General features: G+C 71.5%; 14 protein-coding genes and 1 pseudogene. 5 read left to right on the forward strand and 10 right to left on the reverse strand.

Going from position 1 to position 15,322, the window contains the following annotated elements; all coding sequences use genetic code 11:
- Positions 1 to 306: 306 nt before the first annotated feature.
- On the forward strand, positions 307 to 1,581 hold the full coding sequence (gene nhaA / locus ACQPYX_RS24805; protein WP_433799932.1) for a Na+/H+ antiporter NhaA: 1,275 nt from the start codon (positions 307 to 309) through the stop codon (positions 1,579 to 1,581).
- A gap of 55 nt (positions 1,582 to 1,636) precedes the next feature.
- On the opposite strand, the gene ACQPYX_RS24810 is transcribed toward nhaA, so the two are convergent.
- Positions 1,637 to 2,599 carry a beta-carotene 15,15'-dioxygenase, Brp/Blh family gene (locus ACQPYX_RS24810; protein WP_433799933.1) on the reverse strand — a complete coding sequence of 321 codons (963 nt, stop codon included), beginning with the start codon at positions 2,597 to 2,599 and terminating at the stop codon, positions 1,637 to 1,639.
- Positions 2,600 to 2,719: 120 nt separating this feature from the next.
- On the reverse strand, positions 2,720 to 3,724 hold the full coding sequence (locus tag ACQPYX_RS24815; protein ID WP_433799934.1) for a bacteriorhodopsin: 1,005 nt from the start codon (positions 3,722 to 3,724) through the stop codon (positions 2,720 to 2,722).
- Between the two features lie 200 nt (positions 3,725 to 3,924).
- Between ACQPYX_RS24815 and ACQPYX_RS24820 the strand changes: the two genes are divergently transcribed.
- Positions 3,925 to 4,446 carry a MarR family transcriptional regulator gene (locus tag ACQPYX_RS24820; protein WP_433799935.1) on the forward strand — a complete coding sequence of 174 codons (522 nt, stop codon included), beginning with the start codon at positions 3,925 to 3,927 and terminating at the stop codon, positions 4,444 to 4,446.
- Here the strand turns inward: ACQPYX_RS24820 and ACQPYX_RS24825 are convergent.
- From ACQPYX_RS24825 to ACQPYX_RS24840, 4 genes and pseudogenes are all read right to left on the reverse strand, one after another.
- Entirely contained in the window at positions 4,430 to 5,605 is a 1,176-nt protein-coding gene (locus ACQPYX_RS24825) for a PP2C family protein-serine/threonine phosphatase (protein ID WP_433799936.1), read from the reverse strand. The two genes, ACQPYX_RS24820 and ACQPYX_RS24825, sit on opposite strands and share 17 nt — an antisense overlap.
- A gap of 96 nt (positions 5,606 to 5,701) precedes the next feature.
- Positions 5,702 to 6,415: pseudogene (locus ACQPYX_RS24830) on the reverse strand (SulP family inorganic anion transporter); the annotation flags it as partial.
- Between the two features lie 188 nt (positions 6,416 to 6,603).
- Entirely contained in the window at positions 6,604 to 7,038 is a 435-nt protein-coding gene (locus ACQPYX_RS24835) for a VOC family protein (protein WP_433799937.1), read from the reverse strand.
- A gap of 210 nt (positions 7,039 to 7,248) precedes the next feature.
- A complete protein-coding gene (locus ACQPYX_RS24840) occupies positions 7,249 to 7,632 on the reverse strand; it encodes a hypothetical protein (protein ID WP_433803800.1) in 384 nt (127 codons plus the stop codon).
- 35 nt (positions 7,633 to 7,667) lie between these two features.
- Here ACQPYX_RS24840 and ACQPYX_RS24845 point away from each other — a divergent pair, with 35 nt between their 5' ends.
- Positions 7,668 to 8,447: a class I adenylate-forming enzyme family protein gene (locus tag ACQPYX_RS24845; protein WP_433803801.1), complete on the forward strand. Its 780-nt coding sequence runs from the start codon at positions 7,668 to 7,670 to the stop codon at positions 8,445 to 8,447.
- A 146-nt stretch (positions 8,448 to 8,593) separates the two neighbouring features.
- Here ACQPYX_RS24845 and ACQPYX_RS24850 read toward each other — a convergent pair whose 3' ends face one another.
- Together ACQPYX_RS24850 and ACQPYX_RS24855 are read right to left on the reverse strand one after the other, a co-directional pair.
- A complete protein-coding gene (locus tag ACQPYX_RS24850) occupies positions 8,594 to 9,511 on the reverse strand; it encodes a hypothetical protein (RefSeq protein ID WP_433803802.1) in 918 nt (305 codons plus the stop codon).
- Positions 9,508 to 10,395, reverse strand: coding sequence for an alpha/beta fold hydrolase (locus ACQPYX_RS24855; protein WP_433799938.1), 888 nt, complete (start codon positions 10,393 to 10,395; stop codon positions 9,508 to 9,510). The genes ACQPYX_RS24850 and ACQPYX_RS24855 overlap by 4 nt, the downstream gene beginning before the upstream one ends.
- 132 nt (positions 10,396 to 10,527) lie before the next feature.
- Between ACQPYX_RS24855 and ACQPYX_RS24860 the strand changes: the two genes are divergently transcribed.
- Positions 10,528 to 10,971 (forward strand): nuclear transport factor 2 family protein, encoded by a 444-nt coding sequence (locus tag ACQPYX_RS24860; protein WP_433799939.1) that lies wholly within the window; start codon positions 10,528 to 10,530, stop codon positions 10,969 to 10,971.
- Between the two features lie 60 nt (positions 10,972 to 11,031).
- Complete coding sequence (locus ACQPYX_RS24865) at positions 11,032 to 11,832, forward strand: IclR family transcriptional regulator (RefSeq protein ID WP_433799940.1); 801 nt, start codon at positions 11,032 to 11,034, stop codon at positions 11,830 to 11,832.
- A gap of 74 nt (positions 11,833 to 11,906) precedes the next feature.
- Here the strand turns inward: ACQPYX_RS24865 and ACQPYX_RS24870 are convergent, their stop codons facing one another.
- Both ACQPYX_RS24870 and ACQPYX_RS24875 read right to left on the reverse strand, forming a co-directional pair.
- Complete coding sequence (locus ACQPYX_RS24870) at positions 11,907 to 13,388, reverse strand: aldehyde dehydrogenase (NADP(+)) (RefSeq protein ID WP_433799941.1); 1,482 nt, start codon at positions 13,386 to 13,388, stop codon at positions 11,907 to 11,909.
- A gap of 65 nt (positions 13,389 to 13,453) precedes the next feature.
- Complete coding sequence (locus ACQPYX_RS24875; RefSeq protein ID WP_433799942.1) at positions 13,454 to 15,310, reverse strand: FAD-dependent monooxygenase; 1,857 nt, start codon at positions 15,308 to 15,310, stop codon at positions 13,454 to 13,456.
- Positions 15,311 to 15,322 lie beyond the last annotated feature (12 nt).

Below are 15,322 nucleotides of genomic sequence, written 5' to 3' on the forward strand. Positions count from 1 at the left end.
CGGACCTCGACCGCCCGCTGCTCGCGGGGCGGCGGTGGGGCCTCGTCGGGAAGGTCCCCGATGAGATCACGGAGGTTGCCCAGCAGGCTCATCGATCGGTCTCCTCTCGAACGGTCGGACTCCAGCACAGCACGGCCGACCTCGTCCGGGGGCCGACATGACGTTGCAGCCTCCTGACGAAGACCGTGATGCGGGGTGTGACGTCGTCCGCTCGATCGGCTCGGACGTGCCACGACCCGTAGGGTCCTGCGTGGTGTGCCGGGAAGTCTGGTCGGCGTCGAGCCGACGCCTGCCCGGAGGTCACCCGTGAACCGTCCCCACCTGTTCGCCCGCGGCACGTGGCGCGAGCAGCGTCGGATCGGCGACGTGCTGCGCCGCGAGACGGTCGGCGGTGCCCTGCTCGTCGGCGCCGCCGCGATCGCCCTGATCTGGGCCAATTCCCCGTGGGCGCAGGCCTACACCGACCTCGCAGCCCTCACGGTGGGCCCGGCGTCGCTGCATCTGGACCTGAGTCTTGCCACCTGGGCCGCCGACGGCCTCCTGGCGATCTTCTTCTTCGTCGCCGGTCTCGAACTCAAGCGCGAGTTCGTGGCCGGGGACCTGCGCGACCCGGCCCGGGCCGCTCTCCCGGTCGCGGCCGCGGTCGGGGGCATGATCGTCCCCGCGGTCCTCTACACCCTGATCAATCTCGGGACCGACGGCCTCGACGGCTGGGCGATCCCCACCGCCACCGACATCGCCTTCGCGCTCTCGATCCTCGCGATCATCGGGACGAACCTGCCCGACGCGCTGCGCACCTTCCTGCTCACCCTCGCCGTCGTCGACGACCTGCTCGCGATCACGATCATCGCGATCTTCTACACCGACGACCTCTCGGTCGTCCCGCTGCTGCTCGCCCTCCCGCCGCTGGCACTGTTCACCCTGCTGGTCCAACGCCGGGTCCGTCGGTGGTGGCTGTTGCTGCCACTGGCCCTGCTGACCTGGGTGCTCGTCCACGAGTCGGGTGTCCACGCCACCGTGGCGGGGGTCCTGCTCGGCTTCGCCGTCCCCGTCGTCCGCCGCGCCGAGGGATCCGGGCCCGGGCTCGCGGAACACTTCGAGCACCGTTGGCGGCCACTGTCCGCCGGCGTCGCCGTCCCGGTGTTCGCCTTCTTCGCCGCGGGGGTCGGGGTCGTCGGCGGAGGCGCCGCCAGCGCGCTGACCAGCCGAGTCACGCTGGGTATCGTCGTCGGGCTCGTCGTGGGCAAGGCAGTCGGCGTGCTGGGCGCGACCTGGCTGGTGCAGCGGTTCACCCGCGCCCGGCTCGCCGAGGACCTGTCGTGGTGGGACGTGCTGGGCCTGTCGCTTCTCGCCGGGATCGGGTTCACCGTGTCCCTGCTCATCGGCGAGCTGGCCTTCGGCACCGGCACCCCGCAGGACGACATGGTCAAGATCGGCGTGCTGGCCGGCTCCCTGATCTCCGCGCTGCTGGCCACCGTCGTCCTGCGAGCCCGCGCCCGCGTCTACCGCCGCATCCGCGACGAGGAACGACTGGACGCGAACGCCGACGGCATTCCCGACGTCTACCAACGGGACGTCTGACGGCTGCTCGCACCGACCTCTGCAGGATCTCTCGATCACGAGGGCGACCTCGCCGTCAGCGACGGGACCGTCCGGACGTCGTGTCGGATCGTGCCTGCGTCCGGGGCCGGGGCTGTTCGGCCCGCCTGCGGCGGTCCAGCCCGGCGACGACGATCATGTGCGGGACGGTGAGGGCCAGCACCACGGACAACCCGGTCGACACGGCGGCGCCGAGGAGCCCGGGAACCATGCCCGGGGTCAGCAGCAGGACGACGAAGACGACGAGCACGGCGCCGGTCGGGAGCGCGGCGGCGGCTGCGATGCGCAGCCAGGGCCGCAGGAGGCGCCCGCTGCGCAGATCCTCCTGGTTGGCGGGGTCGAGGTCGACGAGCCGGGCGAGGTGGCGCAGTCCGTGCCAGGCCCCGAAGTACACGCCGAACGCCGCCAGCGGGGGCACGAGCAGGACCACGGCGACGAGCAGGGCGAGCTCGGCGAGCTCGCCCCAGCGGCGCCCACGGGCACAGGCGACGGCGGAGGTGAGGACGGCCAGCGCGACGACGACCGCCCCGACGCGCAGGACCGTGGAGCCGAGCAGGACGGCGGCGGAGCCCGGGGCGACGATCTCGAGGACCGGACGCACGGTGGCCGGCCAGAACACGAAGGGCCCGAGCACCATCGCCGTTCCCGGCCCGATCCAGCGGCCGGCGGGACCGCGGGCGCCGACGCGCAGGTCGCCGACGCTGCTCTCCCCGGTGCCGAAGTGCACGACGGACGCGAGGAGCAGGACCAGCAGTGCCGGGGTCGCCCAGAGCCGGGCGAGCAGGAACACCAGGACGGCCAGGGCGGCGTAGGCAGCCATCAGCATCGTGGTGCGTGCGATCCGGCGTCGCGTCCACGACCCGGTCGCCGCGCTCCACCACGGCACGAGGTGATCGAGGGCGCCGTGCGGTAGCCCGGCGAGCAGCCCGACCGCCAGCGGTGCCCACGGCCACCGGGACCACGTGCCCGGTGCGAGCAGCTGGACGGCGATGACGGCCACGACCGCGACGACGGAGACGACCGTGGCCCCGCGCAGCGCGCCGGCCGGGCCGGACGAGGCGGCGGCGTCGCCCGGACCCGGGGAACGGGTCCGGGCGACGCCGCTGGTGAGGGCCAGGGCTCAGCGCCCCGCGGCCTCGTGGCTGCCCCGCCGCCCGTTGCCGACGCCGTTGCCGGCGCCGGCGCCGGTGAGGACCGACCCGGTGCCGGTGAGGGCCTCGGCGAGCGCGGGCCGAGGGGCGGCCTGCAGCTCGTGGGCGATCCAGACCGGCTCGTCGTGGGTCGTGGTCCCGGCCTCGAGGTCCTCGGCGGTGCGCAGCTTGGCCACCCGGTGGATCATGACGCCGAACCCGACCTTGGCGATGATGTCGGAGAAGGAGAAGCCGACCTGCACCACCACCGCCCAGGCGACCAGGTTCGAGTTCGGTCCGACGAGGACCTGGACCAGGTAGAGCAGCGGGTACGCCCCGAAGATCGCGAACAGCACGATCGTCGAGCGGAGCAGGCTGGTGAAGGTCCCGGCGGAGAGAGCACCACGGCTGTCGGCGACGGCCTTGCCCAGCACCCCGTAGAGCACCAGGAAGAACACCGTGGAGATCGCGGCCCAGACGTTGAGCCACAGGGTGCTGGTCCCGTTGTCGAAGACCGACGCCCCGAGGAACCCGGTGACGATCATCCCGAACGCGGAGACCACCGCGATGGCCCGCGCCCGGCTCAGGGCCTTCCCGGCGATCGCGCACACCGCGAGCAGCTCCACCGCGAGCAGCGGCACGGTCACGGACCAGTCGGCGTAACGCAGCCCGCCGTCGAACCGCTCGGTCGCGGCGGGCACGTAGAGCCCGTTGACGTAGTCGAAGCCCGAGTTCCACGTGATGATCAGCGCGAGGTAGGCCAGCGCGGCCACGCCCTGCAGCAGCGCCGACCCGTGGACCGCGGCGCGGTACTTCGTCGCCACCTCGTTGCGGCCCATGAGGCTGTACACGCAGCCCGCCGCGAGCGCGAACCCGGCGACGACGAACGAGTACTCGATCAGGTGCCAGATGCCGGGGCTGTAGGCGATCTCGGCCGCGAACTCCCCCTGCGGTGTGGCCGCGGCCAGAACCGGGCCGGGCACGGTCAGTGCCATGACGAACTCCTCGCTCGAAGACAACGGGTCTGCTGGATCGACGAGCGTTCGACGCCTCGGGACCCACGGCCATCGGAGCACGAGTTCGTGCAGAATGCACGACATGCAGATATGGCGAAGTAGACGACAGCACGACGTTTATGCAGCGCACCTAACGGTGAGGGGTTCGAGCACCCGCACGGGCATGGCAGGCTTGGACGGTGCCTCCTGAGCCGTCGCCGCCCCCGGCCGCGGGGGCGTCGTCGCCCGAACTCGTCGAGGACGCCGTCGCGCTGGAGCTCGCGCTGCGGCCGGTCGTCGACGCGTCGGTCTCGGCGGGCGAGCAGCTCGAGGAGCGGGTGTCCCCGGTCCACCTGCGCGCGCTGCAGTCCCTCGAGTCGGCCGGCCCGTGTCACGTCTCGGTCCTGGCCGAGGACCTCGGGCTGCTGCCCTCGACCGCGAGTCGACTGAGTGACCGACTCGCCGCCGCGGGTCTCATCACCCGGGGCGCCTCGCCGGCCAACCGCCGCGCGACCCTCCTGGACCTGACCCCGGCCGGCCGGGAGATCCTCGCCGATCTCGCCCGGGCCCGCGCGGAACGTCTCTCCCGGGTGCTGGCGGTGATGAGCGACCGCGATCGCCGGCGTCTCCTCGCCGCCGCCCGCAGCCTCGCCGACGCCGCTTCACGGGTCGGTGCTCAGGGGACTCCGACGACCCGGAGCGCGATCAGCGCCGGAGACTGACCACCAGGGCCGTGGCGTCCTGGACCAGGTCGCCGCCCACGTGACGACGCAGGTCGTCGAGCAACCGACGCGGCAGGGCCGCGGGCGCCCGCATCGTCGCGAAGTGCTGCACGACGGCGGCCATGCCGAACTGCTCGTCCTGCCCGGCCTGCGGGCCGCCGTCGGTGACGACGAGCAGATCGTCGCCGTCCTCGAGTTCCACCGCCTGCTCGACGTACTGCGAGCGGTCGAACAGGCCGAGGTCCTCGTTCTCGGTGGCCGCCAGCTCCACGACCTCGCCTCTCCGGCGGCGCAACACCCGCGGGACCGCGACCGGGTCACCGGCAGCGACCATCCGCGCGCCCACCCCGGGCTCGATCTCCACCACGACCGCCCGGACCACCGCACGGCCCCGGAACTGGTCGTACACCGCCTGGTCGACGAGCGAGATCTGCTCGCCGAGCGGTAGGCCCGACCGGCGGGCGTGGCGCAACGCGGCCAGGGCCACCGATGCCGACAACGATGCCGACAGCCCCCGCCCGTCCGCATCGAGCACCGCGAGCCAGAGCCTGCCGCGGTCGATCGACCAGTCGAACAGGTCGCTGGAGACGCGGGGCGCCGGCTCGATCAGCGCGTGCAGCTCGACCCCGTCGGCGACGAGCGACGTCGGCGGCAGCTGCTGCCACTGCATCTCCGCGCTCACGGTGTACGACGAGGCCCGGCGACGCACCTCCCAGGCGTCGGTGGCCTGCCCGGCCTGCCCGACCACCAGCGCCACGACCTGACCGAGCGCCGCCCACGGCCGGTCGTCGTCGACCCGATCACCCGGGCCCGCGGAGCCCGGGCCGCAGACCGTGAGCACCCCGTAGGCGGTGCCGCGCGCGGTGATCGGCACGTGCACCGCGCCGGATCCCGGCTCCCGGACGACGGTCCGGGTCCACAGCGCGTCCGCCGCCACGCCCCGGTCGAGGGACCACGTCTCGAGCTGGTCGGGCTCCGCGCCGGACGCGGCCACCGGGTGCAGGTCCCACCCGGCCCGGTCGGACAGCCGGATCTCGACGGCGGCACCGACGCTCTCGCTCACCCGACGGGCCACCACGGCCACCGCCGCGTCGGGCGGGGCGTCGAGCACGACACGACGCAGTTCGTCGCGCCACTCGGGCGTCCACCACTGACCCACGTCCGACTCCCTGCTCACGTACCTCGGGTGCGCGAAATTGAATCACTGTCGTCGCGTGGGCGTCTCGTGCGCGTCCACCCGGGCGGTGTCCTCCCGTCAGTGGCTCCCGGCGAGGTTGCCGGCCAGCTTGTCGTGTCGGGCCTGGCTGTTCTCGTTCATGCCGACGATGGCGACGTCGACCCCGCGGGCTGCGTACTTGGTGGTGATGGCGTCCAGCGCGGCGACCGTGGAGGCGTCCCAGACGTGAGCCTCGGAGAGGTCGATGACGACGCGGTCGGGGTCGTTCGCGTAGTCGAACTGGAAGGTCAGGTCGTTGCTCGAGGCGAAGAACAGCTGCCCGCGGACCCGGTAGACCTTCACGGTCCCGTCCGGGTCGAGCACCCCGTCGACCTCGACGAGGTGCGCGACACGGCGGGCGAAGAGCACCATGGCGACGAGCACGCCGACGACGACGCCGATCGCGAGGTTGTCGGTGGCCACGGTCAGCACGACGGTCGCGGCCATGACGACCAGTTCGCTGGTCGGCATCCGGCGCAGGGTGGCCGGGGCGACGCTGTGCCAGTCGAAGGTGCCCACCGCGACCATCACCATCACGGCCACCAGCGCCGCCATCGGGATACGGGCGACGACGTCGCCGAGCGCCACGACCAGGATCAACAGGAACACCCCGGCGAGGAACGTCGAGACCCGGGTCCGGGCGCCGGAGCGGACGTTGATCATCGTCTGGCCGATCATCGCGCAGCCGCCCATGCCGCCGAAGAACCCGGTGACGACGTTGGCCACCCCCTGAGCCCACGACTCCCGGCGCCGTCGGCCACCTCGTCGGGCGGCACGACCAGGCCGACCTCCTCGTAGCCCGCGGTGTAGCGGCCGTGGTCCCGTCGCCGGCCCTCGAGCGGGCGCTGGGGATGAGCACCGGACAGCCACTTCCGGTGTCGGCCCGGTCGGCGAGGCCGACGCTGCCGGCAGCGTTCGGATCGGCTGCCATCAACCCTGCGCTACGCCGGCTCGATGAGCTCCACCGTTGCTCCGGTGCGGTCGCGCAGGTAAATGAAGCGCGTGCCCGCGCGGGGGCCGCCGGGCATCGTCGCGACCCGGCCACGGGGGGTGAAGCCGTGAGCGGCTGCCTCGGTGACGACCGCCTCGATATCGTCCACCCGCACCGCCACGTGCATCGAACCGGGCACTTCCGGCCCGGTCGGTGTGTGGTCAGCCTGCCTAGGCGCCGCGTAGTGGAGCAACTCCACGCGCGAGGCGCCGTCGGTCAGGATCGCGGTGTGGATGTCGGCGCCGGGGACGCCGACGACATCGGCGGCGAACGCGCCGGTGAGGTGGGCCCGACGCTCCTCGGTGAATCCGAGGACTTCCCGGAAGAAGGAGCTGGCGGCGTCGAGGTCGGCCACGGTCAGACCAGCATGATCGAGTGTGCTCACGGTCTCTTCCATACCCCGCCGGCTCACGCCCGAGGCCGTCGACGGCCCGCGCGGAACGAGGCGACGAACCCCGGGCGGGCCGTCCCGAGCATCAACGCGGTACTCGCCGCCGACTGCGGCCCGGCAGGCGACCGGGTCGGTCGTGGAATACGGAGCCACGGCCGCGGACCTCGACGGGACTGCCGGGCCCCGCCCGACGACCGAGAACGCTCATGCCGGTCGGACGAGCCCGTCGAGGACGAGGTCGACGACGGCCTCGAAGTCCTCGACCGCTCCCGGCGCCGCCCACGCGGCCGCGTAGGCGGGGTGATGGAAGCGCGACAGGGCGTGGAAGAGAGCGCGGGCCGTCCGTCGGGGGTTCGCTGCGGCGAACGTGCCGACGACCGCGCCGTCGGCCACGATCCGCTCGAGCTGGCCGACCAGCTCGTCGAGGTGGTCCGCGACCACGTCGGCCTGCTCCGAGACGAGGACCTCGTAGGTCGCGAACAGCTCCGGGTCGTCGAGGGCCTTCGCGCGCTTGGCGTCGAACAGGGCCCAGAGCCAGCGTCGCAGACGCGCGACCGGCTCCTCGTCGGACTCCGCGATCCCCGGCAGCGCGGCGTGCGCCCGCTCGAGCCAGCGCCTTCTTCATCTCGGCCCCCTCCCTGTACAACCTGATCCTCAACGCCTCGAACGGCGAGCACGACATGAGCTCGATGCGACTGGTGATCGTCGGAGGGTCGGCGGCCTCGACGACGACCACGCACCGGATCCTCGACTTCTTCCCGAACGCCGACCTGTGCTCGGCCTACGGAGCCACCGAGAGCGGGATCCCCGCCGTGCTGTACCCGGAGGACCAGCGCCGCAAGGAGATGTGCGCCGGCGTCCCCCCGCTCGGGGTCGAGCTGAAGATTCTCGACGACGACGGCGTCGAGTGTGCGCCGAACCAGGTGGGCACCATCTACAGCCGCGGCTGGCACACGGGGGTCGAGTACTACAAGAACCCGGCCGCCACGGCGGCGGCCTTCCGCGGTGAGTTCCACACCGTCGAGGACATGGGCTACCTCGACGAGGACGGCTACCTGTTCATCACGGACCGCCGCAAGAACATGATCCTCAGCAGCGGGATCAACGTCTTCCCCACGGAGATCGAGAACGTCCTGGTCTCGCATCCCGACGTCGTGGAGGCGGCCGTCATCGGCATCCCGGACGAGACCTGGGGCGAATTGGTGTGCGCCTTCGTGGTCCTGCGCGCGGGCGTCGACGCGAACAGCAGCTCGTTGGACGCCCACTGCCGTGAGCGCCTCGCCCGGTACAAGGTGCCCCGACGCTACGAATTCGTCCCCGACCTCCCCCGGACGCACGCAGGCAAGCTGGCGCACCGCGAGCTCCGGGCGCCGTTCTGGGCCGACAGATCTGCTCAGAGCTGACTCGCTCCAGGACACCGGGAGAAGAGGGTCCGTGCACGTCGTCATCATGTCCGTCCAGCTGCAGCTGTCCTGCTCATGGACCCACGCGGCCATGGCCCGACGGTCGAGCCGAGAGCCGCCGCACGCGGGCTCGGTGATGGGTGACGTCAGGCGCCGAGGAGGTTCTTGCTCGCCGCGATGCCCATGCCGGTGATCCACTCGGGTACGGGCTGGTAGGCGACGGTCTGCAGGGGACGAGCGCAGGCGAAGGCCGAGGCGATCCAGGTCCGGATCTCCTGGCCGCCGCCGCCGCCGGGCGCGAGGTCCTCAGGGTTGAGTCCGGCCATGTCCTCGTGGGCGGAGGCGAGCATCGCGAGCATGCGGTAGTCCCAGTCGGTGTTGATCGCTTCGGCAGCGGTCGCGATGTTGTCGGTGATGAGCTGCTGGCGCTGGGGTTCGCTCAAGTCGCGGGCACCCGGCACGAGCGACGGCGGGGTGTGCGACAGCCCGCCCGAGCCGACCACCAGCACCCGCTCATCGGCCCCGACGTGACCCCGCAACCACTCCCCGACCGCTGCACCCAGGGCGGCGGTTCGGGCGGCGGTGGCGATCGGCCGGTCCACACAGTTGATCACGATGGGAACCATCGGGACCGCGGACAGCGACCCGAACAGCTCCTCGGTGGACTGACCGAATCCGTGGTCGAGCCGCAGCGAGTCCGCGCACGCGATGTCGATGCCATGGCCTGCCAACGCGTGAGTGAGCTCGACGGCCCGATCCCGGGGGACGTCGTAGTCCTCCTCGGGCGTGCCCCAGTCACCGTAGCCACGGGCCTGCTCGACGACGGTGAAGCACGGCGCGATGCCGGCCAGGGCTCGCAGGTGGTCGGGGCCGAAGTACACGACCAGGGTCGGGTCGTATGCGGCGACGGCCTTGACGACCTGCGCGACGCCGGCTCGGAACTCCAGGCCCTCCCGGTGGTCGACGTCCGCGCTCATCTTGGGACTGTGCGACATCGACACGGCCGCGATCGTGGGGCCCTGGTGGCCGTTCGTTGCCGGCGAGGCCGCTCCCGAGGTGTTCATGCGCTGACCGGCACGGCGCCGAGGAACTCGAGCATGAGCGAGTCGAACTTCTCGGTCTGCTCCCACTGCGGCCAGTGACCGGCGTCCTCGATCAGGGCGAATTCGGCGCCGCGGATCTTCGAGGCCATTTCCTTGCCCGCCTGCGCCGGCCCGGAGGGGTCGTGGGTGGTCCAGAGCACCAACGCCGGCGCCTCGACCGCGGCGAGCTCGTCGTCGGTGATCAGGTTGCGACGCCGGATCTCGGGGTCCTGCAGACACAGGATGTGGCTCATCGAGCGTGCGAAACCGGGCCGGGAATAGACCCCGCGGCGCAGGTCGACCAGCTCGTCGGTGACCGAGGACGGACTGGCCATCAGCCACTCCAGGCGGCGTCGGATGCGCTCCGGGGTCGGGTCGTCAGCAGCCTCCTGGCTGAGGCTGCGGATGCGCCTCATCACCTCCGGTCGGGCCATCGTGCCACCGGGTGTGTTCAGGACGATGCGCTCGACCCGCTCCGGGTGGCGGGCCGCGAACTTGATGGCGACCCAGCCACCCAGGGACTCGCCGTCGAGGCTGGCCTTGTCGATGCCGAGGGTGTCGAGCAGCGCGAGGAGGTGCTCGACGTAGGTGGGGAGCTCGAGGTCCTCGGTCGCCAGAGAGGTGTACCCGTGGCCGGGGAAGTCGTAGGCGATGACCCGGAAGTGCTCCGAGAGGGCGCGCAGGTTGCGCAGGTAGGCCTCGAGGTGTCCTCCACTGCCGTGCATGAGGACCAGCGGCCGGCCCTCGCCCACTTCCAGGACCCGCGTGCGCCACCCGACGACGTCGATGTAGCGGGTCGTGAGTTCCAAGTCGTTCATGTTCGGCCACACGGCCGTGGAGGAGAACCGCTGCGACGCTGGCTCCATGGGGGACGACTCCTCGCTGCGCGTCCGGATGTCGGCCAGTATTTGGACCGACAGAGCAACATATTGACCATAATGAGCGTACGACCTACGTTCGGGGGTGTCCAGAGTCGGCGAGAACGAGGTGCAACCCTGATGACCCTGTCCACCGCACAGCTCGAGAGCCGTGTCCGGGAGTACATGGACGCGTGCACGTCGGGGGATGCCGATGCGATCGCGTCGCACATGAGCGCGGACGCCGTGCACTACTTCCCGCCGGACATGTACGACGGCCCCTGGCGAGGAGGTCGCTACATCGCCGAGCGCTGGGCGGAGGCGGTTCGTGCCGGTCGGTCGGCCTGGACGGTCGACGCCCTGGCCATCGACGTCGACCGCCGAGTGGCCGTGTCCGAGTGGACGCACTTCAAGCGGGCCGCGGACGTCGTCCTGCGAGGCACCGAGTGGTACGAGTTCGACGGCGACGGACTGATCACCGAGATCCGCGCCTACTACGCGTCTCCGCAGGACAAATCCCGCAGCCACCTCGCGTTGGGCGGCTTCGACTATCCCGGCCGTGGTTATCCTGCGTCGGCCGACTGACACGCGACGCGACGCTCCCCTCCGACCGAGCCCCCGCACGCGGGTCGGAGGAGAGGGTTCGTGAGCGAAGAAGAGATGCCGGGGCGACGATCGCCGTCCCCGGCCCTGACGCGGGCAGCCGCGATCCTCGCCCTGCTCGCCGAGAAGCCGAAGCAGGCCTTCGGCCCCAGTGAGCTCAGCCGGCTCGTCGGGGTCCCGAAGTCCACGGTGCTCAACCTGTGCGGCGCCATGGTGGAGGAAGGGCTCCTGCGGCGGGGCCCCTCGGGTTACCAGCTGGGCAACAGGCTCGCAGAACTGGGTAACGCCTATCTGAAGAGCGTCGTCGAGGTCGAGGAGTTCTATGACCTCTGCCAGTCCGTGTACCCCACTGCACCGCACACCGTGCAGCTCGGCGTGCTCGGCGACGGGCTCACGGTCGTCTACCTCGCGCGACACGACGGTCAGGTGCCGCTCAACCTCGGCCTGGCTTCGGAGATCGGCCGGTCGGTTCCCGCCTCCTGCACGGCCAACGGCAAAGCGCTGCTCGCGGGCCTGGACCGCCAGCAGCTCGAGGCCCTCCTACCCGCCGACGGCGTCCTGGAGACGCTGACCAGCCGGTCGGTGGCCACGGTCGCCGACCTGAGGCGGGAGCTCGACGAGACCCGCGCGCGTCGGTATGCCGAGGAGGCGGGTGAGATCGTTCCCGGCCTGCACTGCTTCGGGGTGGCCGTCCGCACCCCGCGGCGAGCTGACGAGCTCATCGCCATCAGCTTCACCTTCCCCGACAGCGCGACCCCGCAGCACCCTGCGGAGGCTGGACACGAGTTGCGCGGTTTCGCCGAGTCCTTCGCCGAACGAATCGGAGGCAAGGTCGCGTACTGAACGCCGGCGCGAGCGGGTGACGGCGGGCCGGACTGCTTCCCGGCCCGCCTCCCTGCTCGGTCGTGAGGTCGGGCTCAGCCGGCATCCTGCAGGTCGGCCGGTAGCGCGGCCGCCGGGGCGTTCTGGAACGTGACCGGGCGCAGGAACCGACGCAGCGCGCTCGGGCCGATCGAGCTGTGCAACGCGTTGGTGGTCGCCGGCCACGGGCCGCCATGGGTCATCGCCGCGCTGACCGCCACGCCCGTCGGGTAGCCGTCGTAGACGACCCGGCCGACCTTGGGCAGCACCGCCCGGGTGAGGGTGGCGACGAGCTCGGTCTCGTCCTCGGCGGCGTGGATGGCGGCCGCCAGCCCACCGTCGAGTTCCTCGATCACGGCGAGCACGTCAGAGATCTCCTGATAGCGGACGACGACCGAGAGCGGGCCGAAGCACTCCCGCAGGATCGCCGGGTCGAGTTTGTCCACCGACGTCTCCAGCAGCGCGGCCTGCGCGACGAACCCCCCGCCGACGTCCTCGCTGGGGTTCCCGGCCATCGCCACCGTCGTCACCTGCGGGTTCGCGGTCAGCTCGTCCAGCCCGGTCTGGTAGTTGAGTCGGGTCCCCTCGCTGAGCATCGTCGCCGGGGGCAGCTCGGCAACGTGCCGGCTCGCTGCTTCGACCAGGCGATCTCCCCCCGGACCCTCGGGGATGAACAGCAGGCCCGGTTTGGTGCAGAACTGACCCGCTCCCTGGGTGAACGACGCCGCCACGCCGCGCCCGATGTCCGCACCGCGGTCCCGGGCGGCCTGTTTGGTCACGACGAACGGGTTGACCCCCGCCAACTCACCGTAGAACGGGATCGGTTCGGGCCGGCTCATGGCGAGGTCGTGCAGCTCCCGCCCGACGGCGAGCGACCCGGTGAACGACACAGCCCGGATTCGGCGGTGCTGGATCAGGCGGCGGGCGGCCTCGTCGCCGAAGACGACCTGCACGACGTCGGCGGGGACGCCGGTTTCACGCGCCGCCGCCCGCCAGGCCTCCACGGTCTGCAAGGACGTTTCCGGGTGCCCGGGATGAACCTTGAACACCACCGGACACCCGGCCGCCACCGCAGCGGCGGTGTCACCGCCCAGCACGGAGAACGCGAGCGGGAAGTTCCCGGCCCCGAACACGAGGACCGGCCCCAGCGGGATGAGGATGCGGCGCAGGCCGGGCACCGGGGGCTGGGCATCCGGGTCCGGCGCGGTGATCACGGGCTCCTGGTACGAGCCCTCGGCGGTGGCATCGGCCAGCAGCCTCAGCTGCCCGATCGTGCGGGTCAGCTCCGCCGTCAGGCGCGTGCTGCCGAGCGCGGTCTCGCGGTCGGCGGTCGGGACGAGCGACTCGGCGCGCTGCTCCAACTGCGCGGCGACCCGTCGCAGGACCTCCGCGCGGACCGAACGGCCCGCGTCGAGCAGCTCCGCGCCCACCTCGTGGGCGCGCTCGGCGACGGCGTCGGCCTGCGCCGGTTCGGTTGACGACGCGACCGCGATCCGCCGTTGACCACTCCGGGGGTCGATGCTCCAGACGTCGTTCACGCTGTCGTCTCCCTGTTCCTGTCGCGGTACGCCCACCTCGTCGGGAGCGAGGATCTGCTCACGCATCACCGGAGCCCCGTCGCGGGGCTCAGGTCGGCTCCGTGCACCTCGGCGCCCGGCTCCGGGGTTCCGTGCAGCTCGGCGCTGCCCACGACCGCGTCGAGAGCGGCCTGCAATTCCTCCAGCGCCAGGTCGTCGTCCCACACGGCACCGGTGTGGCGCCACGCGACGTAGCCGTCGGGTCGCACGAGGATCGCGCCGGCCTCGGACACCTCGCGGGCGCGACGCCAGTTCCCGTAGGGGTCGGCCGCACCCGGCTCGCCCACGACGACCGTGCGCAGGAAAGGCAGGTCGAGCTTCTGGGCGGCGCGCTTCCACGCCACGCCGCCGATGCCGGTGAGCAGTGTCATGCGACCCTTCCCGACGACGTCGAGGGTGGAGAGCCGGTGACCGTCCGCCCCGACCAACCACGTGTGCGGGAGCTTCGCCCCGGGCCGGGTGGTGGCCTGCAGATAGACCTCCGGGTGCCTCGGCCACTGCTCGGGGCCGGCGGTGGGGTCGGGGACCACCGCGGCGGACTCGTAGCGCTGGTTGAGCTCGACACCCTGGGCGTTGAATTCGGTGTTCTTCAGCTCGAGCCCCTCGTAGAGCTCCTCGCGCAGGGCGACCCCTTCGGGGGTCGCCTCCCGCAGCTTGTCCATCCCGTCGCGGACCGGGTCGTCGGTGCCGGGAGTGATCCACCGGCGCACCGCGGCATAGTCCTTGCGTGACTGGTTCGCCCGGGCGACGACCTGCGCACCGACCGGCGCGCGTTCCGGTGTGTAGGAGTCGAGCAGGGAGGGCGCGGCGTGGCCCTGGACGACGAAGGCGACCTTCCACGCCAGGTTGAACGCGTCCTGCACCGAGGTGTTCGACCCGAGCCCGCTCGTCGGCGGGTGGCGGTGGACGGCGTCCCCGCCACAGAAGACCCGTCCGGCCTGGTAGTTGGTGGCGTGCTGCTGGTTGACGTACCAGACGTACTTCTTGATCAGCTCGATCTCGAGCTCGGATTCTCCGACCAGAGTGCGGATGAGGTGACGCGCCTCGTCGTCGGAGATCTGCGGCTCGCCCTTCTCCAGGTCGAATCCGAAGCCGAGGATCCATTCGTGCCACGGTGTGATGGCCCGGAACAGCCCCATGCCGATCTCACCGAAGCTGGTTTGCGAGTTGAAGGCGAAGTGGATGATGCTGGGTCGGTGGGCGACCTGGCGGCTCAGGTCGGCCTTGAACCAGAGGTAGACCGTGCCCGCGCGGGCCGTCACGCCCTCGAACGGCAACCCGATGTCCGCGGCGACCTGGGACCGGGCGCCGTCGAAGGCCAGCAGGTAACGAGCCCGTTGGGAGAAGGTGGCGCCGGTGCGGGTGTCCTGGAACTGCACGGTGACGCCGTCGGCGTCCTGGGTGTGCGAGAGGTAGAGGGTGTTGAAGCTGATGATCGCGCCGCGTTCGGCGGCATTCTTGATCAGCAGCGGCTCGAGCAGCGGCTGCGGAAGGTCCATCATGGTGCAGGGGCTGCCCTGCACGTAGTCGCTCTGCCGCAGGTGTCCGGTGCCCCAGGTCCGCATCCGCGCGATCTCCTCGCCCGCGAGGCTCCCTCCGGCGAAGAGCGTGTCGCCCATCTGGTCCCACGGCGTGCCGTAGCGCTGCGCCTCCTCCTCCACGTCGAGATCGCGCAGCACCTCCATGGTTCGTTGGTTGGTGATGTGCGCCCGCGGTGTATTGGCCACCCAGGGGAACATCGTGACCGCGTGGACGCGCACTCCGTAGGTCGCGAGAGCCAGCGCAGCGGTCCCTCCTGCCGGCCCGAGGCCGATCACGACGACGTCGGTGTCGAAGCCGTCGACCGGCTGGAACGGGGAGAAGACGGCGGTGGTCGAGGTCATGAGGCCTTCTTC

It is taken from the genome of Actinomycetospora sp. CA-084318, from assembly GCF_050955885.1.
Classification (GTDB): domain Bacteria; phylum Actinomycetota; class Actinomycetes; order Mycobacteriales; family Pseudonocardiaceae; genus Actinomycetospora.